At 62.9% G+C, this 20,608-nt stretch carries 22 protein-coding genes; 7 read left to right on the plus strand and 15 right to left on the minus strand.

What is annotated here, in order from left to right:
• Nucleotides 1-100 precede the first annotated feature (100 nt).
• Nucleotides 101-1,795 (plus strand): bifunctional metallophosphatase/5'-nucleotidase, encoded by a 1,695-nt coding sequence (locus tag ABIE52_RS20380; protein WP_007731686.1) that lies wholly within the window; start codon nt 101-103, stop codon nt 1,793-1,795.
• A gap of 37 nt (nt 1,796-1,832) precedes the next feature.
• A complete protein-coding gene (locus ABIE52_RS20385) occupies nt 1,833-2,702 on the plus strand; it encodes an MYG1 family protein (protein ID WP_003943978.1) in 870 nt (289 codons plus the stop codon).
• An 8-nt stretch (nt 2,703-2,710) separates the two neighbouring features.
• Here the strand turns inward: ABIE52_RS20385 and ABIE52_RS20390 are convergent, their stop codons facing one another.
• Nucleotides 2,711-3,721, minus strand: coding sequence for an alpha/beta hydrolase (locus tag ABIE52_RS20390; RefSeq protein WP_039973234.1), 1,011 nt, complete (start codon nt 3,719-3,721; stop codon nt 2,711-2,713).
• Between the two features lie 399 nt (nt 3,722-4,120).
• Here ABIE52_RS20390 and ABIE52_RS20395 point away from each other — a divergent pair, with 399 nt between their 5' ends.
• The 4 genes from ABIE52_RS20395 to ABIE52_RS20410 all read left to right on the plus strand — a co-directional run bounded on the left by ABIE52_RS20395 (nt 4,121) and on the right by ABIE52_RS20410 (nt 7,234).
• Nucleotides 4,121-4,741 (plus strand): LysE family translocator, encoded by a 621-nt coding sequence (locus ABIE52_RS20395; RefSeq protein ID WP_007731691.1) that lies wholly within the window; start codon nt 4,121-4,123, stop codon nt 4,739-4,741.
• 25 nt (nt 4,742-4,766) lie between these two features.
• Nucleotides 4,767-5,171: a DUF4259 domain-containing protein gene (locus ABIE52_RS20400; RefSeq protein ID WP_007731693.1), complete on the plus strand. Its 405-nt coding sequence runs from the start codon at nt 4,767-4,769 to the stop codon at nt 5,169-5,171.
• A gap of 160 nt (nt 5,172-5,331) precedes the next feature.
• Nucleotides 5,332-6,540, plus strand: coding sequence for an aspartate transaminase (locus tag ABIE52_RS20405; RefSeq protein ID WP_007731694.1), 1,209 nt, complete (start codon nt 5,332-5,334; stop codon nt 6,538-6,540).
• A 25-nt stretch (nt 6,541-6,565) separates the two neighbouring features.
• Nucleotides 6,566-7,234, plus strand: a complete 669-nt coding sequence (locus tag ABIE52_RS20410; protein WP_007731695.1) for a 4-carboxy-4-hydroxy-2-oxoadipate aldolase/oxaloacetate decarboxylase — start codon at nt 6,566-6,568, stop codon at nt 7,232-7,234.
• A 59-nt stretch (nt 7,235-7,293) separates the two neighbouring features.
• Here ABIE52_RS20410 and ABIE52_RS20415 read toward each other — a convergent pair whose 3' ends face one another.
• The 6 genes from ABIE52_RS20415 to ABIE52_RS20440 all read right to left on the minus strand — a co-directional run bounded on the left by ABIE52_RS20415 (nt 7,294) and on the right by ABIE52_RS20440 (nt 13,104).
• A complete protein-coding gene (locus ABIE52_RS20415; protein ID WP_192712877.1) occupies nt 7,294-8,337 on the minus strand; it encodes an L-idonate 5-dehydrogenase in 1,044 nt (347 codons plus the stop codon).
• Nucleotides 8,338-8,348: 11 nt separating this feature from the next.
• Entirely contained in the window at nt 8,349-9,104 is a 756-nt protein-coding gene (locus ABIE52_RS20420; protein ID WP_007731698.1) for an SDR family oxidoreductase, read from the minus strand.
• A 95-nt stretch (nt 9,105-9,199) separates the two neighbouring features.
• Nucleotides 9,200-10,534 carry an MFS transporter gene (locus ABIE52_RS20425; protein ID WP_047271513.1) on the minus strand — a complete coding sequence of 445 codons (1,335 nt, stop codon included), beginning with the start codon at nt 10,532-10,534 and terminating at the stop codon, nt 9,200-9,202.
• Nucleotides 10,531-11,604, minus strand: a complete 1,074-nt coding sequence (locus ABIE52_RS20430) for a 5-oxoprolinase subunit C family protein (RefSeq protein ID WP_047271511.1) — start codon at nt 11,602-11,604, stop codon at nt 10,531-10,533. Before ABIE52_RS20430 ends, ABIE52_RS20425 begins: the two co-directional genes overlap by 4 nt.
• The gene (locus ABIE52_RS20435; RefSeq protein WP_172403470.1) at nt 11,597-12,304 is read right to left on the minus strand and encodes a 5-oxoprolinase subunit B family protein; all 708 of its coding nucleotides are present in this window, start codon (nt 12,302-12,304) and stop codon (nt 11,597-11,599) included. Before ABIE52_RS20435 ends, ABIE52_RS20430 begins: the two co-directional genes overlap by 8 nt.
• Nucleotides 12,301-13,104: a LamB/YcsF family protein gene (locus ABIE52_RS20440; RefSeq protein WP_007731705.1), complete on the minus strand. Its 804-nt coding sequence runs from the start codon at nt 13,102-13,104 to the stop codon at nt 12,301-12,303. The genes ABIE52_RS20435 and ABIE52_RS20440 overlap by 4 nt, the downstream gene beginning before the upstream one ends.
• Nucleotides 13,105-13,295: 191 nt before the next feature.
• Between ABIE52_RS20440 and nac the strand changes: the two genes are divergently transcribed.
• Entirely contained in the window at nt 13,296-14,219 is a 924-nt protein-coding gene (nac, locus tag ABIE52_RS20445; RefSeq protein ID WP_030535780.1) for a nitrogen assimilation transcriptional regulator NAC, read from the plus strand.
• On the opposite strand, the gene ABIE52_RS20450 is transcribed toward nac, so the two are convergent.
• The 8 genes from ABIE52_RS20450 to ABIE52_RS20485 all read right to left on the minus strand — a co-directional run bounded on the left by ABIE52_RS20450 (nt 14,213) and on the right by ABIE52_RS20485 (nt 20,608).
• Nucleotides 14,213-15,139, minus strand: a complete 927-nt coding sequence (locus tag ABIE52_RS20450) for a D-isomer specific 2-hydroxyacid dehydrogenase family protein (RefSeq protein WP_007731707.1) — start codon at nt 15,137-15,139, stop codon at nt 14,213-14,215. The two genes, nac and ABIE52_RS20450, sit on opposite strands and share 7 nt — an antisense overlap.
• A gap of 45 nt (nt 15,140-15,184) precedes the next feature.
• Nucleotides 15,185-15,967 (minus strand): SDR family oxidoreductase, encoded by a 783-nt coding sequence (locus tag ABIE52_RS20455; RefSeq protein WP_064687970.1) that lies wholly within the window; start codon nt 15,965-15,967, stop codon nt 15,185-15,187.
• Entirely contained in the window at nt 15,964-16,485 is a 522-nt protein-coding gene (locus ABIE52_RS20460) for a gluconokinase (protein WP_030535782.1), read from the minus strand. Before ABIE52_RS20460 ends, ABIE52_RS20455 begins: the two co-directional genes overlap by 4 nt.
• A 104-nt stretch (nt 16,486-16,589) precedes the next feature.
• Nucleotides 16,590-17,633, minus strand: coding sequence for an urea transporter (gene yut, locus ABIE52_RS20465; protein WP_064687971.1), 1,044 nt, complete (start codon nt 17,631-17,633; stop codon nt 16,590-16,592).
• 34 nt (nt 17,634-17,667) lie between these two features.
• Nucleotides 17,668-18,615 (minus strand): urease accessory protein UreD, encoded by a 948-nt coding sequence (locus ABIE52_RS20470; protein WP_058038192.1) that lies wholly within the window; start codon nt 18,613-18,615, stop codon nt 17,668-17,670.
• Nucleotides 18,612-19,253, minus strand: coding sequence for an urease accessory protein UreG (gene ureG / locus ABIE52_RS20475; RefSeq protein ID WP_007731713.1), 642 nt, complete (start codon nt 19,251-19,253; stop codon nt 18,612-18,614). Before ureG ends, ABIE52_RS20470 begins: the two co-directional genes overlap by 4 nt.
• 10 nt (nt 19,254-19,263) lie before the next feature.
• A complete protein-coding gene (locus ABIE52_RS20480) occupies nt 19,264-19,977 on the minus strand; it encodes an urease accessory protein UreF (RefSeq protein ID WP_047271507.1) in 714 nt (237 codons plus the stop codon).
• Nucleotides 19,961-20,608, minus strand: coding sequence for an urease accessory protein UreE (locus ABIE52_RS20485; RefSeq protein WP_050655600.1), 648 nt, complete (start codon nt 20,606-20,608; stop codon nt 19,961-19,963). The genes ABIE52_RS20480 and ABIE52_RS20485 overlap by 17 nt, the downstream gene beginning before the upstream one ends.

Raw genomic sequence — 20,608 nt, forward strand, 5'->3', positions numbered from 1 at the left:
CACTCGATACATAACTGTTACGCCGAGGACTGGAATTCGTTTCGGCAGACGGGCACACTCAGGGAGGTTCGAGGCCGGTCCGAGCGAGGGAGCACGACGCATGACGCGACGCATGACACGAACGTGTGCCGTGCTCGCAACGACCCTTCTCGCCACCACCGCGACCTCCCTGAGCGGCGTCGCCAACGCAGAGTCCCAGGACACGGTGTCGGTACGTCTGTTGGCGTTCAACGATCTGCACGGCAGTCTCCGCCCGCCGGAAGGTGTTCGCAGCGAGATCAGGCAGGCCGACGGCTCGCTCACTCCCGCAGGTGGCGCGGCGTATCTCGCGGCCTACGTGACGCAACTTCGCAGCCAGGCCACCAACTCGCTGCTGTATTCGGTCGGTGACAACTGGGGATCGTCGGCGCTCGAGTCGGCGATGTTCAACGACGAACCGACGGTCGAACTCCTGAACCGGATGAAGATCGACGCTTCCGCGATCGGCAACCACGAACTGGACAAGGGACTCGCCGAGTTCCGACGCATGCAGTCCGGCGGTTGCTCCGCCGTCGATGCGTGCACGTTCAGTCCGTCCTTCGACGGCGCCAACTTCCCACTGATGGCCGCGAACATGACGTACACCAACGGCACCCCGGCCACGCTGCCCTTCACCGTGAACATGGTCGACGGCATTCCGCTCGGAGTCATCGCGATTTCCCCCGCCAACACGTCGCAGATCGTGACACCAGGCGGGATCGCCGATCTGCAGTTCGGCGACGAGGTCGAAGCGATCAACCGCACCGCCGACGTCCTCGACTTCTTCGGCGTCAAAGCCATCACCGTCCTCCTGCACCGTGGGGACGAACCGGCCGTCGAAGGTGGGCCCAACGACTGCAACGTCGAGTCCGGGCCGGCCCGCGACATCGCCCTTCGTGCGTCACCGAAGGTGGACGTCATCTTCACCGCCGACAGCCACCAGCAGTACAACTGCGAATTCCCTGATCCCGCAGGCAATCCCAGAGTCGTGATGCAGGGCGCTTCGCACGGCCGGATCGTGTCCGTCGCAGACGTCACCATCGATCGCAACACACGCGAGGTCGTTCGCGATCAGACGTCCGCGTTCAATCAGATAGTGACACACGATATTTCGCCGGATCCCGATATTCAGGCTCTCGCCGACCGGGCCTGGTCGGAGGCGTCGGACAGCGCTCAGCGGCCGGTGGGGACCATTACCGCCGATCTGACACGCGACCGCGTCCCCAGCGGCGAATCGACACTCGGCAACCTGGTCGCCGACGCTCAACTCGCCGCCGGATCGACACGAGGCGCCCAACTAGCGTTGACGAACCCCGGCGGAATGCGCGAGGACTTGGACTTCGGCACTTCCGGCCAGGTCACCTACCGCCAGGCCTACGGTGTTCAGCCATTCGGTAACAGCCTCGAGGTGCTCTCCGTCACAGGAGCGGTGTTGAAGGACGCTCTCGAACAGCAATTCCAGATCGACCTCGACGGCACCGCTACCGAGCGCATCCTCTCCCCGTCCGCGGGCTTCACCTACGCCCTGGACCGGCGGGCGGCACCAGGCGCGCGAATCTCGGAAATGCGTCTGAACGGGCAGGACATCGCGCCCGACGCCGTCTACAGCGTCGTGGTGAACAAGTTCCTCGCCGAGGGCGGGGACGGCTTCACCGCACTGAAGAACTCCACCCAGATGACCGGTGCCGGCAACGACCTCGACGCCTTGACCGCCCTGTTCGCAGCCGGGTCGCCGGTCTCGCCACCTGCCACCGACCGCATCCGCACCATCGGCTGACTAGGCATCCCCGCGCTCGATTGCCTAGTCTCGACGGGTGATCATCGCGACCCATAACGGCAAGTTCCATGCAGACGACGTCTTCGGCGTATCGCTGCTCAAGCAGCTGTACCCCGACGCCACCGTCGTTCGCAGCCGTGACGAGTCCGTCCTCGACAGCGCGGACATCGTGCTCGACGTCGGCGGTCGCTACAACCCGGCCGAGGGGCGCTTCGACCATCACCAGCGTGATGCCGGCGAGCGCAGCAACGGCATCCTGTACTCCGCCTTCGGTCTGCTCTGGCAGGAATACGGCCTGCAGTTCTGTGAAGGCGACGCCTCCGTGTTCCGCCGTATCGACAGCCGACTGGTCGAGGGCATCGACGCCGTCGACAACGGCCAAGAGATCTACACCCTCAACGACTACGGCACCAAGCCTTTTGATCTGTCGTCCGTGCTGGACCTTTTCAATCCGATCTCGTCCACCGACGAGGAGTTCGACACCCAGTTCGAGCTGGCCGTCGTTCTCGCAACCCAGGTCTTGATTCGCCTGCGCGCCAAGTATGCCGGCGACGCGGCGGCCGAGCGCGAGTTCACCGAGACCTACGAAAAAGCAACGGATCCGCGCTTCGTCGTGCTGGAACGCTTCGTTCCCCACGGCCGCGCCGCGTCGGCCCAGCCAGAGCTGCTGTTCACCATCTTCCCGAACACCAACGGCGGCTGGTCGATTCAGACGGTCAAGCCTGCTGACTCCAAGTTCGGTTCACGAAAGCTGTTGCCGGAGCCGTGGCGCGGCCTGAACGGCTCGGATCTTGCCGCCCAGACGGGCGTCGACAGTTCGGTCTTCTGCCACAAGGCCGGGTTCATCGCGGCTGCGCAGACCCGTGACGGCGCCCTCCAATTGCTCGAACTGGCACTGGCCGAGTAGTTCTCAGCTCACATTCCCAGCGCCGTCTTCACCGTCGGCCAGGAATCGTGAAGCGCGTCTTGCCAGTACGGCCACGAATGGGTGCCGTCGTCCCGATACGCGAACACTGCGGGAATCGACAACTCCCCCAACCTCGCTTCGAACAGTTGTGTGCACGTATTAGCGAGCGCCTCGAGCGGTCCGCCTTCGATGGCAGTCTGCAGTCCACTCGGGGTGAAGACGTTGTCGTATTCTCCGGGCGCACCTGTACCGGAGGACACGTAGATCGTCTTCCCACGCAGCGTTTCCGCGTTGGTGGACGGGTCGTGCTTTTGCCAGTCGGGGTCCGACGCCGGGCCCCACATGTTGGTGGCGTCGCCCGCCTTGCTGGCCACGGTGAGCCGTACGGAGTCCTGCGAGGACGATTCGGAGTTGTCGAGACAGCCACTGTACGAGGCCAATCCGGTGTAGAGCTTCGGGTGATGTGTGATGAGGTTGGCCGCGCCGAGCGCACCCATGGACACCCCGCCGACCACGTTCGTCCCATTTCCGGAAAACGCAGAATCGATCAACGTCGGAAGTTCTTCTGCGAGAAACGATTCCCACTTGTTCACACCGAGGTTCGGATCGTCGTTCTTCCAGTTGGTGTAGAAACTGCCGGTGCCGCCCACGGGGAGAACGACGTTGACGTTCTTGTCAGCGAAAAACGTTTCGATGTCGGTCTTCTGGGTCCAGGTGCTCTCGGAGTATCCGGATTCCGAACCGGCACTGACTCCGTCGAGTAGGTAGAAGGACGGACGTGAACCGGCGCTCGACGCTGGATGCAGAACCTGCACTTGTACCTCGCGTCGCATGGCCGGCGACTCGACGAACACGGCACTGCGTGTGGGCGACAACTGCTCTATGCGATTGATGTGAGCCCCGGCCTGACCGGCCGAATCTCCTGGTGGGTTTTCAGGTGCCGGTTCGGCATACGCCACTCCGCCCACGACAAGCGCGAGCACGACCAACACAATCCCGACAAACCCAAATCTCCGCATCCGTCAAGCGCCCCCTGAGCATCGCACGACTACCGCTGACCCTCGATTGGACAGGACGAACGTCCCGGGGTCAACCCACTGGTTGGGATTTATTACTCGCGGGTATCCAATGGAGTTGGACAGTTCTCCACCGATGCACACACAGGTGTGGATAACTTCATTCACATCCACTTCCCAGTTGTGCATAACCTGTGGACAAAAGGATGAATTACAACAGAGTTATTCCTCCTACCTGCAACGATTCGTTTCCCCACAGTGTGCATAACTTTGTCGAACAGGGCTCGCGAGACGCCGGTTTCCGGGCGTGTCCATGCAGTTCACACCGCCGCGCCACTCTTTGTTCACAGGCCCGACACCACCGGCCGACAATGCTCCCCACCCCGACTTCATACTTGTTGCATGCTGACCGCTCTGCTCGCCGCCACAGCTGTGCTCGCCCTACTGACTCTGGTCCCCGGGCCCGACATGGCCGTCGTGACGCAGGCTGCTCTCGGCGCGGGCAGATCTGCCGGTTTCCGGGTAGCGGCCGGCATCGTCTCGGGCCTTCTGGTGTGGGGTCTGTTGACCGTCCTCGGGCTGTCGGCGATCCTGGCCGCGTCGGCGGAGGCGTACACCGTCGTCAAGCTCGCCGGCGCGGCTTACCTGATCTATCTCGGTGTGCGAGCACTGTGGGAGAGCCGGACGTCGCGGATGCAACACAATGCCGACGCTCCACGATCGCAGAAGGCCGGGACATGGAAGACGGGCTTCACCACCAACCTGCTCAACCCCAAGATCGCCGTCTTCTACACCGGACTGTTGCCGCAGTTGGTTCCGGCCGGGTGGCCGACGGGACCGTCGCTTGCATTGCTGGTGCTCATCCACGCAGCCATCACCATCGTGTGGCTCAGTGGCTACGTGGTCCTTCTCTCGCGAGCGCGTAGCACCTTCGAAAAGCCCCGAGTGCGACAGGCACTCGAGCGCATAACCGGAACAGTTCTTCTAGGATTCGGAGCGAAGATCGCGCTCGAAGCGCGCTGACACGGCAATCGGAAAAGAGTAGACAGTGGGCGCGTGGGGATCGGGACCGTTCGAGAACGACGGTGCAGGGGATTTGATCGCGTCCATCGGACACGGTGACTTCACCTTCGAATCGGTGGAGTGGGCATTCGAGGACGACTACCTCGAGGTGGACGGCGGCCAAATCGCCATCGCCTTGCTCGAATTGGTGCTGATCGTGCGCGCCGATCACAAGCGCGACCCCGCCACCGAAGACCTCGATCTCGACTCTTTCACCGCGGCCCTGACCAGCGAACGGCTCACCTGGTTGATCGAAATGGTGGAGCGCACCATCGCATCGACCGATTCGGAACTGTTCGAATTGTGGGACGAGCAGGGACCGGAAGAGCTTGCGTCGTGGCGCGTTCCCGTCGTGGACGGTCTCGAGGATTTGCGCGTTCTGTCGGTCTGATTCCGTCGCCGCTCCATCACGTTTGCTTATCGGGCCACAACGGTTCGGTCTTGGTCAGATGCCCTGGTAGGACCCTATGGTCGAACGGATCACCGAGTGAGAACTGTGGCTCGTCGACGACGGGAATCCACGCTCACCCCGGACCCAGGAGCAGACCATCATGGCGACTTTCGTTCCGGCTGCGCGCGTCGACAGAATCAGGGAGTCGCCGAGTGTGGCTGCCGCACAACGAGTGCGCGAGCTGAAGGCCCAGGGCCGTGAAATACTCGACCTGACCGTCGGGGAGCCCGATTTCGACACACCCGACAACATCAAGTCTGCGGCGATCACTGCGATCAACACGGGTCAGACCAAGTACACCGCAGTCAACGGCATCCCGGCTCTACGCGAGGCAATCGCAGCACGCGCGGCTTCGCGAACCGGAATCCAGTACGCGGACAACCAGATCACCGTCGGCGGCGGCGCGAAACAGGTCATCTTCCTCGCTCTCATGGCGACGGTCGAAGCCGGCGTCGAGGTTATCGTTCCCGCCCCTTACTGGGTTTCGTACCCGGATATGGTCCTCGCTCACGACGGAACTCCGGTGATCGTTCAGTGCGAGGAGTCCGACAACTTTCTTCTCACAGCCGAAGCACTATCCGCTGCAATCACTTCGAACACCAAGTGGGTCATCCTCAATGCCCCGGGCAACCCCACCGGATCTGTGTACACCCGCGAGCAGCTGCAGGCCCTCGCCGAAGTGATCGAGGCCAATCCCCATGTCAGTGTGTTGGTCGACGAGATCTACGACGAGATCAACTTCGGCGACGCTCCGATCCCGAGTCTGCTGCAGGTCGCTCCGCACCTCCGTGATCAGGTACTGGTCACCAACGGAGTCTCCAAGTCTCATGCCATGACCGGGTGGCGACTCGGATACGGACTCGGAAATTCCGGATTGATCGGCGCCGTCAACAAACTGCAGGGTCAGAGTTCTTCCTGCCCGTCCTCGATCAGCCAGGCCGCAGCCGTGGAAGCCCTTACCGGCGACCAGAGTTTCCTCACCGAATCCGTACGAAGTTACCGACGACGACGCGACCTCTCGGCTCACCTCCTCAGTGTTGTCCCCGGGCTCGAGCCCGTCGTGCCGCAGGGTGCGTTCTACCTGTTCGTCAACTGTGCCGGCTTGATCGGCAAGCAGACCCCGGATGGCACCGTGATCGAGTCCGACCAGGATCTCGTCCTCTATCTCCTCGACGAGGCGTCGGTTGCCACCATTCAGGGTTCGGCTTACGGCGCATCGCCGTACTTCCGTATCTCCTTCGCCACCTCCGAGGCCGTCCTCGAAAAGGCCGCGGCACAGATCGCCGCGGCAGTCGAACGCCTTTCCTGATCTTTCATACTTTCTGGAGTACAAGATGATTCACGTCAAGACGAAAATTGATCGCGCGGACAAGGACCTGATTGCCGAACTGGGGACGTTCTCCGCGGCCACGATTCACGAGGCACAGGGACGTAAGGGGTCGCTGCATCCGGCGATCAAACCGATCGACCGCGACATGAAGTTCTGCGGCTCCGCCTTCACAGTCAAGTGCCATCCCCGTGACAACCTCATGCTGCAGGTTGCGATCAGCTACGCACAGCCGGGTGACGTCCTGATCGTCTCTTCAGGTGATCAAGCCGCCGGCCAGTTCGGCGATGTCCTCGCCAATGCCTGTGTTGCGCGCGGCATTACCGCACTGGTCACCGACGGCGGAGTGCGCGATACCCGGGAGATCCGCGAACTCGGATTCCCCGTCTTCTCCAAGCACGTGTACATCGAGGGAACCGTCAAGGAATCTCTCGGCCCGATCAACCATCCCCTGGTCTTCGGAGAACAGGTCATTTATCCCGGTGACGTCGTCAAGGGTGACTGCGACGGCGTTGTCGTGGTCCGCCGCGAGGAGGTTGCCGAGGCAATCGAACTCTCGCGTGCCCGTGACGAAGCCGAAGCCGGGTACATCGAGCGTTACAAGCGGGGCGAGACCCCACTCGAGGTGAGCAATCTGACTGCCCTGCTGGAAGCCAAGGGCCTGGTGGTCGAATAACCTGCTGTGCGCCTTTATTAACCGCCCGCGGTTAATAAAGGCGCACAGGGTCGAAGGACTCAGAACCGCAACAGCACCTTCCCCGACACCGAAGCATCCTTGGCGACTGCGAAGGCTTCCAGAGCTTCCTCGACCGGATATTCGTGTGTGAGAACAGCATCGACAGCAAGCGAACCGTCGGCGAGGGCGAGCAGCACCTCGTCGATTTCGTCGTTGAAGCGGAATGAGCCCACCAACTCCAACTCTCGCGTGATCGCCAGCGAAATGTGTACCGGTTGAGGTCCGGACGGAAGAAGCCCGAGCATGACCACCCGTCCACCGCGCGCCGCCCCGCGAATAGCGGATTCGAGCCCGCGATGATTGCCGGTGCACTCGACGACCACGTCGGCATCGGATGCGGCGACTGCCTCGGCGTCGGTGGCCTCGAGAACCCGATCCGCACCGAGCGTCGACGCGATCTGCAGCGGAACGTCGTGCACGTCGACCGCGGTGATCGACTGCGCGCCTGCTCGTTTGAGCACAGCCACGACCAGTGCGCCGATGGGTCCGCAGCCGACGACCAGCGCCTTCTTCCCGCGTACGTCTCCCGCTCGCGAAACAGCGTGCCAGGCAACGCTTGCCGGTTCGGCTACCGACGCAGTCCGCAGGTCCAACCCCTCGGGCAGTTCCCGGAGCATGCGTGTCGGGAGCACTGCGTATTTCACGAAGGCGCCCTCGGTGTGTGGGTACTGCGCTGCACTTCCCAGGTATGTGCAGCAGGGCGAGAGGTTGGGCCGATCGCTCGGGAACCGAGGCGCGGTCCCACCGGGCGTTGCGGGGTGTACGGCCACGGAAGTTCCAACTGCCGGCCCCGTTCCGTCCGCCGCGGCCGTCACGACCGTGCCGACCACCTCGTGACCGAGCAGCATCGGTGCCTTCAGAATCGACTCCCCCGCCGCGCCGTGCGTCCAGTAGTGCAGATCTGATCCACACACACCGCCGTAAGCGATCTCGATCACTGCCTGCTCGGCGGTCGGCGCAGTCAACGCAACATGCTCGACCCGCAGGTCACCTGCCGCATGGGCCACCACTCCGAGCGTCGTTTCCGGTAGTACAAAACTCATGATGCGCTCTCTCAGTCGTTGCGACGGATGAAGTCGAGGCCACCGGGCACCTGGAAGGTGGGGAGCACCTCGATGAGACCAAGATTGACGTGGCCAGGGGCGTCGATCGCGAACTCGATGGTATCCGCGATGTCCTTGGTAGTGATGGATTCGTAGCCTTCGTAGAAGGTCTCCCACGCTTCCTTCATGGCTTCGGGCGTGCCGCCGAGGTTGCGACCGAAGATCTCGGTCTCGACCCGGCCAGGGCAGATCTCGGTCACTCGAATCCGCTTGCCGATGCAGTCGTTTCGCAGCTGGCGCGAAATCTGGTGCACCGCAGCCTTGGTCGCGTGGTAGGCAGTGTGGCCGTAGAAGTTGTACAGGCCGGCGATGGAGCTGATGTTGACGACATGACCTAGATCGCGCTCCACCATTCCCGGCAGCAGAATGCGGCACAGGTGCAGCACTGCACGAAGATTCACGTCCACCATCGCGTCGACCGATGCTTCTTCGGCGTCGAGAATGTTTCCGGTTGCGGACACCCCCGCGTTGTTGACGAGGATGTCGATCTCCAGTCCGCCGACAGCTTCGGCGAGCGCGGCGGTGTCGGTGATGTCCACGGGCAGAGGGATCATTCCGGTGCGATCGGCAACCTCACCGAGCTTGTCGGCATTGCGGGCGACGCCGTAGACCGTCAGTCCGCGCTTGGTGAACATCTCGGTGACGGCGGCACCCATTCCGGTGTTGGCGCCGGTGACGAGAGCTGTGCGGTAATCGGAGAAAGGCATTGTGTGCTCCTACAGGAAGAAATTGGTATGACCCGGCGGCCGCCGCGGACTGCAGGCGGCCACCGGGCCGGATCAGGAGTGACTCACGCGAGAAGTCACAGAGTGTCGCGTAGCGGAACGTGGGCGCGATCGGTGATGGTGCTGACCGCGATCAGCGTGCCGATTGCAGTGATGACCGCGTAGAAGGCGGGAACGTAGATACCGAATTCGGGGATCAACCAGGTCATCAACAACGGTGCGGTACCACCGAAGAGTGCGGACGAGATGTTGTAACCCAAACCGTAGGCGGAGTAGCGAACCCGCGTGGGGAACAGTTCGACGATCAGGATGTGGATGACGGCTGTGTGCCCGGCGAAGATCACTGCCATGAGGCAGGCACCGAGAACGGCGAGGCCGACGTTGCCGGTCACGATCATGGCATAGCAGGGGATCGCTCCGATCGCCATTGCCGCAGCTGCACCGGCGATGACCTTCTTGCGACCGATCCGGTCGGAGAGAGCACCCATGAACGGAATCGCGAAGCAGATCGCGACCAGGCTGGATGCGGTGACGAGAAGCGCTGTCCCGGTCGAGAATCCGATCTGATCGCCTTTGAGGAACGTGGGCATGTACGAGAACAGAACGTAGTAGCCGGAACCATTCATCAAGGGGATGAACAGGGCGAGGATCATGGCGCGACGGTGTTCGGGAGTGGAGAATGCTTCCTTGAGCGGATTGCGCGACAAACCGCCGGATTCCTTGAGCCGCTCGAAGTTCGGGGTATCGGAGATCGCGCGGCGGATGTACCAGCCGATGATTCCCATCGGAATGGCCATGAGGAACGGGATGCGCCACGCCCACGATGCGAGTCCGCCGCCGTTGATCGCGTCGGCGTTGAGCCACGGCGACATGGCAAACGCGATCATCGTTCCGGTCAGCAGTGCGAGGAACGACGCGATCTGCGCGTAGCTCGTGATCAAGCCGCGCTTGCCTTCCGGGGCGTGTTCGGCGAGGAACGTCATGGCGCCGGCAGCTTCACCACCGACGGAGAATCCCTGCACGATCCGCAGAAAGATCAGCAGTGCCGGTGCCGCGATACCGATGGCCGCGTAGGTGGGCAGCAAGCCGATACCGGCGGTCGCCACGCTGATCAGCATGATGACGAACACCAACATCTTCTGTCGACCGATCCGGTCGCCGAGGATGCCGCAGACCACCGCGCCGAGGGGTCGAACGAAGAACGAGACCGCGTAGCCGGCGAACACCAGCATCAGCGCGTCGCTCGACTTCGATACGTCGAAGAACACGATGGCCAGTGCCGTCGCCATGAACGCGAAGACACCGTTGTCGTAGAGCTCGACGAAGATGCCGACGCAGCCCGCTGCGACGACTTTCCGGACCTTGCGCGGGTCGGCTACCTGGCCGTCTACCGCTTCGATGGTGTTGGTCATGCTGTCTCCAAAATAGACGCGCGGCGCGGAGCGCTCGCGGGGCGTGTGGTGCCGACGTGGCTCGGTACTCGGGCTTCCGAGGTGTGAAGAGGTATCCGGAGGGTGGTGAATACGTTCTCCACACGCCGCCTCAGCAAGGCGATGCGGTGCTGCTGTTCGCGGTGCTCTGCAACCGCCGTTGCGACGCTGCAGTTCCGGAATCGGACGCGGTGCCCGGGTCGGGCCTGTCCCAGCTGTGAGAGTGAAACGGTGGTGACGACTGCCAGCACCGGATAACCGGCGGTGACGCCTCTACCTCGATGCAGGACCAGAAGTTCGTTGCCAGCGGGTACTTCGACGGCACCGATGGGGACGCCGCGCGAGAGGACCTCGCCGGTGCCGGTGCGCTGTGGGAGCGGCTGCTCATCGGTAGATGCCAGCCGAAGCCCGATGTGATTGCTCTGATCGCCCACCACGAATTCGGTGCCGAACAGCGCGGCTGCACTCTCCCCGAAGTCGTCGATGTCGGGGCCGTCGGTCACGTCGAGCGTCCACACGTTGCCGAAGGACGGTCGGTCGGGCAACAACCGGAACAGCGGTAGCCGGAAGACCGGGTGGTCGATCGGCGGGCAGTCGGTGTCGACGACCAGCATCTCCCCCGCGGTCAAGTGACGGCCGAATCCGAGGACCTGGTCGGGAGCGCAGCTGCCCAGGAGGTAGTCGGCCGTCAGCTCTCCGTGGACGGCGACGTAGACGCGCAATCCGTCGTGGATTCCGGTGACGGCAAGCCGCTGACCCGCTCGCCAGACGATCGGTTCCCACTGCGGTTGCCGATGTCCGTCCACCGTCACCGTTGCGGGTGCACCCGTGACGGCGATCAGCAGATCCGTGGACGCCGACGCTGAAAAGTCGAGGGCCGTCAACTCCAGTAGCGGGGCCTCGCGCCTACTACCCACCAACGCGTTGGCGATCTCCGCGCTGATCTGGTCGGCTGCGCCGCCCGTCGCCTGACCGAACTGTGACGCCGATCCACGCCCCAAATCCTGGACGGAGCTGATTCCGGGAGTCAGGACGGTGACGGTCTCAGCCATGGGGATCACCCCCTACGGGCAGGAGCGAGCGTCCGTCGAAGTCGTCCCAGCGATCGGCGTCGATCGCACGGAAGACGAACAGATCGCCCGGGCGGTAGGCAGAAATCTGCTCCGACGCCGGATCGACCAAGATGAGCGGGGTCCGGCCGATCACTGCCCAACCGCCGGGCGCAGGCCTGGCCGAAACGACTGCCTGACGTCCGGCCACCGCAACGGAACCGGCCGCGACGTGCGGTCGCGGGCTCGATCGGCGCGGGATGGGAAGGCCGAACGCCGGGCCGTCGAGCATCGGGGCGCCGCCGGGTGAGCCGTAGCAACGCATGACCAACGGGGCTGCGGAGTGAAGGCGCACCACTTCGGCTTCGGTGACGCCGAGAAACCGCGCTGTATCACCCAGGTCCGGGCCGTGTTCGCCCCCGTAGACGACGGGGATCTCGAACGTCCTAGGTTCACCTTCCAGCGGTCGGGGGATAGTCGTTGCTTCGCGAACCAGGCCGCGGACGGCGTCGTGGTCGGTGAGGAGGTTGTCGAACTCGACCAGCAGGGCGTCGTATGTCGGGATGACGCTGACGATGCCGTCGGCACCGAGATCGAAACGTGCAGCGATCGATCGAACGGTGTTCCAGTTCTGCTCGGCGGTCCCGCCGCTGACACTGACGCGAACGGCGGCGTCACCGCAGTCGGCGACGTAGGTCTTCACGCGGAACACCCGACATCACGGGCCCGCCGTGACGCCACGACCCGGGTCAGCGGCGCAATGGTGACACCGGCGGCCTCGAGCGCGGCGCGAATCGCCTTCGCGTTCGCGACGGCACCGGGGTTGTCACCGTGCACGAGGACCGTATCGGCGACAACCGGGATCAACGTGCCGTCCACAGCTTCGACGACTTCCTCGACCACCATCCGAACGGTCCGCTCGACCAGAACGTCGACGTCGTGAATCACCGCTCCCGGCTCGCTGCGGGGCACGAGAGTTCCGTCGGAGTTGTATGCGCGATCCGCGATTCCGACGATGCCGACGCTCAATCCGCGGGCAGTCGCCTCGTCGGCCAACGCCCCGTCCTGGGCGAGCACGATCAACGACGGATCGAAGGCCGCGACCGCATCGACGACGGCGCGCGCGTAATCCTGGCGTACGGCAACAAGATTCCCGAGCTTGCCGTGGGGAGCGATGTGCGACAACGACGTTCCGCTCGCGACCGCAAAGGCGTGAAGGGCGCCGAGTTGGAACAGCACGTCGGTTCGGACCTCGTTCTCACTGAGATCCATCGCGCGACGTCCGAATCCGGCGAGGTCCGGAAAACTCGGATGCGCGCCGATGCCGATACCGCGCGATACGCACCCCCGCACGGTCGCATCCATGGTTCGTGGATCGCCTGCATGGAATCCGCAAGCGATGTTGGCCGAAGTCAGCGTGTCGAGCAGAGCATCGTCGGCGCCCATGGTCCACGTGCCGAAACCTTCGCCGAGATCGGCGACAAGATCGATGCTGGTTGCCATTTCGGTCCTTCCGGTTCGTTTACTTGTTCGTACGGGCGCCGTTGCCCGTGGTTGGTCCGACTGTCGAAGTTCTGTGTGTCGACTTCGGTGTTTCTGGGACGCTACTCAGGAACGCCAAAGGGTTGTTAATACCGTTTCGCGTTGGGGTGATCGGAATTCGATATGTCCGTTGAGCTGGTAGTTTGCACAGCATGGACACGAGAAGGCTCTACTCGTTCGTACGAATTGTCGATGCCGGCAGCATCACCCGAGCCGCCGACATCCTGCACATCGCACAACCCGCCCTGAGCCAACAGATGACGTCGCTGGAAACGCAGTTCGGTCAGCAACTTCTGATCCGCAGCAAACAGGGTGTCGAGCCGACCGATGCGGGGCACGCACTCTATCGGCATGCTCAGGTGATTCTGCGTCAGGTGGAGAGTGCCCAGGCCGAGGTGTCCGTGGTCGGACGGGCGCTGGCGGGTGGCGTCTCGGTCGGCCTCGCCCCGTACAGCACCGCGACGGCAATCGCCTTGCCGCTCTTGGCCCGTGTGCGCGAGCAGCACCCGAATATCTTGTTGCACATCAACGAGAACTTCGGTGGCGTGCTCAGCGAAGCGATGATGACCGGTCGCATGGATCTGGCGTTGTTGTACGACGCCGGCCCGATCAAGGGTGTGACGTTCGAACGCTTGCTCACCGAGGAGCTGGTGGTGGTTGCGCCGTTCGGTACCGGACTGGCAGGCGAATCGGGATCCGACATCTCCCTGCCCGAGATCGCCGAACTGCCACTATTGCTTCCGGGTCGGATGCACACCATCCGCAAGGTGGTGGAGCAGGCTTTCGACCGTGCAGAGCAGCAACCGAACGTCGTGGCCGAAGTGGAATCGGTGATGACGCTGTCCGAGGCCGTACGCACCGGATTGGGCGCGACGGTTCTGCCGTGGTCGGTGGCCCGCAGGGTCATGGACGTCGAAGCGCTCGAGCTACGACGCATCGAGCCGGGCATCGAAGTGCATGTCTCCCTTGGCACCCCGGCCAATCAGCCCCTCTCCAAACCGGCCGAGGCGGTGCGCGATGTTCTGCGCACCGTCGTTGCCGATTACGTGAAGGGAACCAACGCGAGCGGTCAGTAGCCCGCCGACGGATCGATCACGGCGGCGAGGTCCTCACCTGCGGCGAATCGGGCGACGTTGGCTGCAACGTGATCTGCCAGGACGCGGGTGAGCGTCGTAGCCGGGTTGGCGACGTGTGGAGTGATGATCGCGTTGGGCAGCTTCCACAACCGATGCCCGTCCGGCAACGGCTCGGGATCGGTGACGTCCAGTGCCGCCCCGCCGATCGAACCGGCTTCCAGTGCGTCGACCAATGCGTCCGTGTCGACGAGGGTGCCACGCGCGATGTTCACGATCCAGCTCGACTCCGACATCTGGTCCAGTTCGGCCTTGCCGACCAGATGCCGCGTCGCGGATGTCGACGGTGCTGCGATCACGAAGTGATCTGCCTTGGACCAGATTTCGCCGGTGCGGTCGGCCGAGAGCGTTTCGGAAGCACCCTCGACAGGGGTCCCGGAGCGGGTGATCGCGATGACCTTGACTTTGGACGCGGCGAGGTACGGGATCAACGCACGGCCGATTCCGCCGCAACCGATGATCGCCACTGTCGAGCCCTGCAAAGTGCCCACCCGCGGGTCGAACTCTTCCTTGCGCCACGACTGCGCCGCCAATTGTTCAGGGAGAGAACGAACTCCGGCGAGGAGAAGCATCATCGTATGTTCGGCAACATTGCCCGCGTACGCTCCGGCAGCAGACGTCCAGACCCGCTTGTCGTCGATCACCCCGGCGTCGAACCAGGGCTCGATGCCGGCGAACGGCAACTGCACCCAGCGAACCGAATCGGGTAGCGACGACGGGAACGTCTCCGGCCCGTGTACCCACACGACGCCCTCGGCGTCTGCCAGTGGAACGAGAACTCCACCGGCTCGGCGTATTCCGTCGGCGACGTGAGGATCCTCGACGGGACCGAGGTGGATGCGAGGGGCGCTGGCGTCTGTCATGTGGGTGCTTTCTGTTCGAGTAGCGGACGATCTAACAGCGGACAATCAGACGACGGCCGTCATTCCGCCGTCGACGTAGAGGATCTGACCGTTGACGAAATCCGAAGCCGGGGAGGCCAAGAACAGTAGCGACCCGATCAGCTCCTCGGTACGGCCCCAACGTCCGGCGGGTGTCCGCTTGGCAAGCCACGCGGTGAACTCCGGATCGTTGACCAGCGCAGAGGTCAGTTCGGTGTCGAAGTATCCCGGTGCGATCGCGTTGATCTGCAAACCGAAGGGTGCCCAGTCGGCGCACATTCCGCGGGTGAGCATCTTGAGCCCGCCCTTGCTGGCCGCGTACGGTGCGATTCCCGCTCGGCCGAGTTCGCTCTGCACCGAGCAGATGTTGACGATCTTCCCGTGTCCGCGCTCGACCATGCCGCGGGCGAATTCACGTCCGACGTAGAACGCACTGGTCAGGTTGGTGTCCATGACACGCCGGAAGTCGTCGTCGCCGAACTCGAGAAGCGGGGCGCGGTGCTGCACGCCGGTGTTGTTGACAACGATCTCGACCGGGCCGACCTCCGCCTCGATGCGTGTCGCCGCATCCCGGACGGCGGCCGAATCGGTGACGTCGAACGCGTATGCGTGCACCGTTGCGCCGGTCGCGTCGGCGATGCGTCGACCCTCGGCTTCGAGCACGTCGGAATTTCGGCTGTTGAGCACCACCACCGCACCCGCCTCGGCGAGACCAGTCGCGAGGGCCGAGCCGATGCCTCGGCTCGAACCCGTCACCAGCGCGACCTTCCCGGATATGTCGAACGGGCCGGGGCTTGCGGTGCTACTCACGCTGTGACGCTCCTCTGAGATGTATGGATGTAGTCGACTGCCTCGCCCACCAGTGTGCTCGGTTCGGAGACGACATTCAGCGTGATGCCGCGCTCGTCGTCTGTAAGCGGTTCGAGAGCCTCGAACTGGGAGATGAGCAGACTCTCCGGCATGAAGTGCCCGGCGCGGAAACGCATACGTGCGGAGATAGTCTCGAAATCACCGGCCAGGTGGACGAACTGCACGTCGAGACCGTCCGGGCGCAACCGGCCCCGATAGTCCTTTCGCAGAGCCGAACAGGCAACGACGCCTGTTCGTCCCGCATCGGCACGCTCGGAAAGCCAGGCCGCGATCGCGTCGAGCCACGGCACACGGTCTTCGTCGGTCAACGGTGTCCCCGAACGCATTTTGGCGACATTGGACTCGGGGTGCAGATCGTCACCGTCGACGAAGTCTGCCCCGAGAGACGTGGCGAGACCCACTGCCACGGTGCTTTTTCCAGCACCGGCCACACCCATCACAACTACCTGCACGGTCATGCTTCGACCATGCCCGACTACCGAAGGCCAGACAATACTCGAGTGATACCGGTTCGCGAGGGTGCCATAGCGGAACGATCTAGGAACTTCTGCCCGTTCGAGCCCTATCCGTTCGCCTTTGCGATCGAATCCTTGCCCTCGGCCGCTCCACCCTCGATGGTGTCGTGCTGGATGGGAACGAACTTCTTCTTCGGCAGCAGGAACAGCCACGTCGCGAAGACGAACGGGCCCGTTCCGGCCGGCAGGCTGATCGGAGCAAAGGCAGACACCAGCGTGCCGTGGATGACAACAGTCACCAGTACTCCGAAGACGGTGTAGACGAACACACGCCACGACGGGTTGTAGAACACCGATCCGAGAGCAATTGCCGTCAGCACCGAACTGAGCCCGTAGAGACCATTGCCGATGTCGACGGTGTTTGCGCCCAGCGCCAGTACCGAACCCATCGCTATCGCGGAACCGATGAGCGCGAACAACGCCGCCCAACGCGACGCGACCAGCAGCGCGATCACGAAGATAATGCCGGTGACAGTGTTGTTGATCAGAAAGATCTGGGAGACGTTGCGAAACAGCGTGTCCCACAGGAAGTTGAAAGTGATGTCGGCATGAACCGACGCGTCCCCGATGTGCTGGGGAAACTGGCCGGCGCTGAGGTCCGACGTTTCGATCCGCAGGAACTGGAACGCCGCGAGGAGGAAGAACCAGTTGACGAGGTTGAACGGAAAGGTCAGCGCCGGTACGCCCCACGTCTTGAAGACATTGGCAACGGCCAGGAACGCGATCGTCGACGCGGCAGCTCCCACCACGAGGTAGATCCACAGCATCACACCGCCGGCAAGGAACGTCGGAAAGGCAGCTCCCACAAGAACTCCGTTGTATCCGTACAGGCCGATACGCATCGAATCGTCGTCGGAGTGCAGCATCATGCCGGTGACGGTGGATACCACCAGACCCACCACGGCACCAATTGCGACGGTGATCGTGTCCGCGGCTATCGCTCCCCAGAAGATACCGACCAGAAACAGCAGGCCCGTCAGCGCATTGCCCTGGAACATCACCTGCCCGGAGCCTTTGAGATTGGTGTCGATGAATCTGAGCACGACGTTCTTGTCCGCGACGTCGTCCCAGGGTTTGGTGATGGTGGTCATCGCACGTCCCTCGATCCTTCTCCGACGATCCGCGTCATCCCCACAGCGGGACGGGCGGAATGGTGGTGTCCAGAACTGCCTTTCGTACCAGAGACCAGAAATCACGGACCTTCGCCTTGACGGGTTCGCTCTCCGGACCGAGGACTTTGAAGATGAGACCGGCGTCGTTCGGTAGCCGGCTCGCCCCGGAGACGACCTTGCCGTCACGGCCCGGAACTATCTCCTCGAGAATGGCGTCTGCGTGCTCCTTCGGTGTCAGTAGGATGACATTGCCGAAGACGTCGTGGTCGCCCATGATTCCGCCGTATCGCACGGGGAAGCGTGCCGGTTCGATCACCAACTTCTCGGTGAAGAGATTCTTCCCGTCCGGGCGCTTCGCCTTGATCAAGGTGGAGTACAGGTCGTAGACGAACATCTCTCCGCCGTCGTGGTACTTGCGACCCGGCATCACGATCTCCGAGAACAACAGCGTTGCAGTCGGATCCACCGTGATGTCGGTGCGCGCGTAGTACCTCGCGCTGCGGTGTGGGATCGTCACTCCCGGCATCAGTTCGAGATACGAATTCTCGGCCAGCACCACTTTCTGGAGTTGTGACGCGTGATTGGCATCCATCCGGTGGACTTTGGTAGCCGACTGGGTGGTCACGTGTGCAAGGGAACCTGGCTCCATTTCGATGGTCAGGAACAGTCGATCGCCTTGCAACACACTGCCGGACGTCGAGATCATGTAGACGCACGGCATGGTCGGCAACGCTTCGTCCCAGTACAGCGCCTGCTGAACGAGCAGCGGTGTCTTGCGGTACATGTCCCGCAGAATCGTCTTGTCGCCACGGTCGACAAATCGCATCTCGAGAACGCCGGTCTTCCCGACCTTGCCGGCCGGGGCCTGCTTCGGCTGGTCCTGGTACTGGTCGAGTTCCGGGATGGTCGGGATCGGCCCCGGGAGCGACCGCGATGCTCCCGGGACGGACGTTGCGCTCACGGTGCGCTCGCTCCCACTTCCTCTTCGTCGAAGAGGACTCCGTGCACGATGAGGTCCACCACTTCCTTGATGCCTTCCCCGGTCATGCAATTGGTGAAGACGAACGGCTTGTCGCCGCGCATCCCCTTGGAGTCGCGATCCATGACTCCGAGATCGGCGTTGACGTACGGTGCGAGATCGGTCTTGTTGATGACCAGGATGTCGGACTGCGAGATTCCCGGACCGTTCTTGCGCGGAATCTTGTCGCCTGCGGCTACGTCGATGACGTAGATGAAGAAGTCGACCAGAGCTGGACTGAACGTCAGTGTGAGGTTGTCGCCACCACTTTCGATGAACACCACGTCGGTGTCCGGGAACGTCTTCTCCATGTCCTCGACCGCCGCGAGATTCATACTCGGGTCTTCGCGGACGGCGGTGTGTGGGCAGGCTCCCGTCTCCACGCCGACGATACGTTCCTCCACGAGAACACCTTTGAGAGCCTTGCGCACATGCTTGGCATCTTCGGTGGTGACCACGTCATTGGTGATGATCAGAACGCTGGTGCCCCGCTTGATGAACTCCGGCGTGATCGCCTCGATGAGTGCGGTCTTACCCGAACCCACGGGTCCGCCGATTCCGATGCGCGTTGTCTTCTTCATCGTTCTCCTTCTAGTTCATGAACATTCGGACGTGCGCCTTGACGTGAACCGCAGCCAGAATGTCGATCATCGGGGCGAAATTGGACATGTCGTCGAGTCCGTAGTCACGCACTGCGGCGTACTCACGGCCGGCGCTCTGATTGACCTCGAACAGAATCTCTTGCGTCGTGAGGTGATCGACTCGGACGATACGAAGGGCAGCGCCGAGCAACGTCATCGCGACACCGTACTGATTGACCGTGAAAGCGTCCTCTTCCGGAGAACCCATCTCCGCGAAAGCAATTCCGAGGCCGACGGGGTAGGTACCCGGCGTCTCCCCCGATGCGATCGCGGCCAACCACTTGTTGAACAGGGTCTCACCGGCCAAGCGCCCGCCGAGTTCGGCCAACTTCTTACCCATGCGGGTACTCATCGTGCGTGCTTCTTCGTTGAGTTTGCGTTCGATCACTGCATGATCAGCGGCGAGGATCGCCGAGAAATCACCGGCTGCCGCACCCCGGTGCGCCGCGAGTACGGCGATACCGTCGCACGTCGCGCCCTGATGGGCGGCCGAGAGCACAAACTCCCGCAGCGACGGACCACCCGTGACAATTCCCTGCGCCACGGCCGATTCCAAACCGTTGGAGAACGAGAAGGAACCGACCGGGAACATGGAATCGGAAAACTGCATCATCCGCATCGCGCGGTTGATGCTGAGCCCGGATCCCTCAGACGAGAGGGTCATGGGTATGCCCCTCGCCCTCACGCGCGGCCGCACCGAACAAACGGCGTGCCTCGTGTGGAGCGATGTAGGGAATTACCTCGGCGCCCGGGATGAAGGTGTACTCGATGCCCTCGAAAGCATGTGTCCGCATCACCGAGCCCATGACCGCCTTGTCGACCGTCAACGGAACGTAGACCTTCATTCCCTTCACCACCGCAGGCCAGTGCTGGTTACCCACGGCATGTCCCAACTCCAAGCACGTCTGAATCATCTTCTCGGGCGTCACCTCGACCAGTGCGCTCAGGTCGATCTCCAACACGTCCTTGAGGTTGATCCTCGCCACGACGACGGTGTTCGCCTGCTCGTCCCACAGCAGAATGTCGCCGTCCTGCAACTGAATACCCCGATCGAGCGAGACGGCCAATTCACGGCCACCGATCGTGGTGCGTCGTAACCGACTCTTCTGCGCTTCCCACTGATCGAGCGACAAGACGTCGACTACCGCATTGTCGAGTCGACCGGCCCACTCCTCGTCGGTCTCCTTCCCGAGCAGCGCGTCGACTCGCGTCGGCTTTCCGCTCGGCGCGGTCATCTCGCCGTGCGTGTGTGGCGTCGCATCGGCGCCGTGCGTGTGTGTGATTGTTCCCGACAC

The organism is Rhodococcus sp. OAS809, assembly GCF_040546695.1.
Classification (GTDB): Bacteria; Actinomycetota; Actinomycetes; order Mycobacteriales; family Mycobacteriaceae; genus Rhodococcus_F; species Rhodococcus_F qingshengii.

Coding starts and splice junctions, on each gene's coding strand:
- nac (WP_030535780.1), top strand. CDS start 13,296: ATGGACACGAGAAGGCTCTACTCGTTCGTACGAATTGTCGATGCCGGC.
- ABIE52_RS20410 (WP_007731695.1), top strand. CDS start 6,566: ATGATTCACGTCAAGACGAAAATTGATCGCGCGGACAAGGACCTGATT.
- ABIE52_RS20415 (WP_192712877.1), bottom strand. CDS start 8,337: ATGAGTTTTGTACTACCGGAAACGACGCTCGGAGTGGTGGCCCATGCG.
- ABIE52_RS20450 (WP_007731707.1), bottom strand. CDS start 15,139: ATGACAGACGCCAGCGCCCCTCGCATCCACCTCGGTCCCGTCGAGGAT.
- ABIE52_RS20460 (WP_030535782.1), bottom strand. CDS start 16,485: ATGACCGTGCAGGTAGTTGTGATGGGTGTGGCCGGTGCTGGAAAAAGC.
- ABIE52_RS20405 (WP_007731694.1), top strand. CDS start 5,332: ATGGCGACTTTCGTTCCGGCTGCGCGCGTCGACAGAATCAGGGAGTCG.
- ABIE52_RS20430 (WP_047271511.1), bottom strand. CDS start 11,604: ATGGCTGAGACCGTCACCGTCCTGACTCCCGGAATCAGCTCCGTCCAG.
- yut (WP_064687971.1), bottom strand. CDS start 17,633: ATGACCACCATCACCAAACCCTGGGACGACGTCGCGGACAAGAACGTC.
- ABIE52_RS20425 (WP_047271513.1), bottom strand. CDS start 10,534: ATGACCAACACCATCGAAGCGGTAGACGGCCAGGTAGCCGACCCGCGC.
- ABIE52_RS20440 (WP_007731705.1), bottom strand. CDS start 13,104: ATGGCAACCAGCATCGATCTTGTCGCCGATCTCGGCGAAGGTTTCGGC.
- ureG (WP_007731713.1), bottom strand. CDS start 19,253: ATGAAGAAGACAACGCGCATCGGAATCGGCGGACCCGTGGGTTCGGGT.
- ABIE52_RS20380 (WP_007731686.1), top strand. CDS start 101: ATGACGCGACGCATGACACGAACGTGTGCCGTGCTCGCAACGACCCTT.
- ABIE52_RS20420 (WP_007731698.1), bottom strand. CDS start 9,104: ATGCCTTTCTCCGATTACCGCACAGCTCTCGTCACCGGCGCCAACACC.
- ABIE52_RS20480 (WP_047271507.1), bottom strand. CDS start 19,977: ATGACCCTCTCGTCTGAGGGATCCGGGCTCAGCATCAACCGCGCGATG.
- ABIE52_RS20395 (WP_007731691.1), top strand. CDS start 4,121: ATGCTGACCGCTCTGCTCGCCGCCACAGCTGTGCTCGCCCTACTGACT.
- ABIE52_RS20390 (WP_039973234.1), bottom strand. CDS start 3,721: ATGCGGAGATTTGGGTTTGTCGGGATTGTGTTGGTCGTGCTCGCGCTT.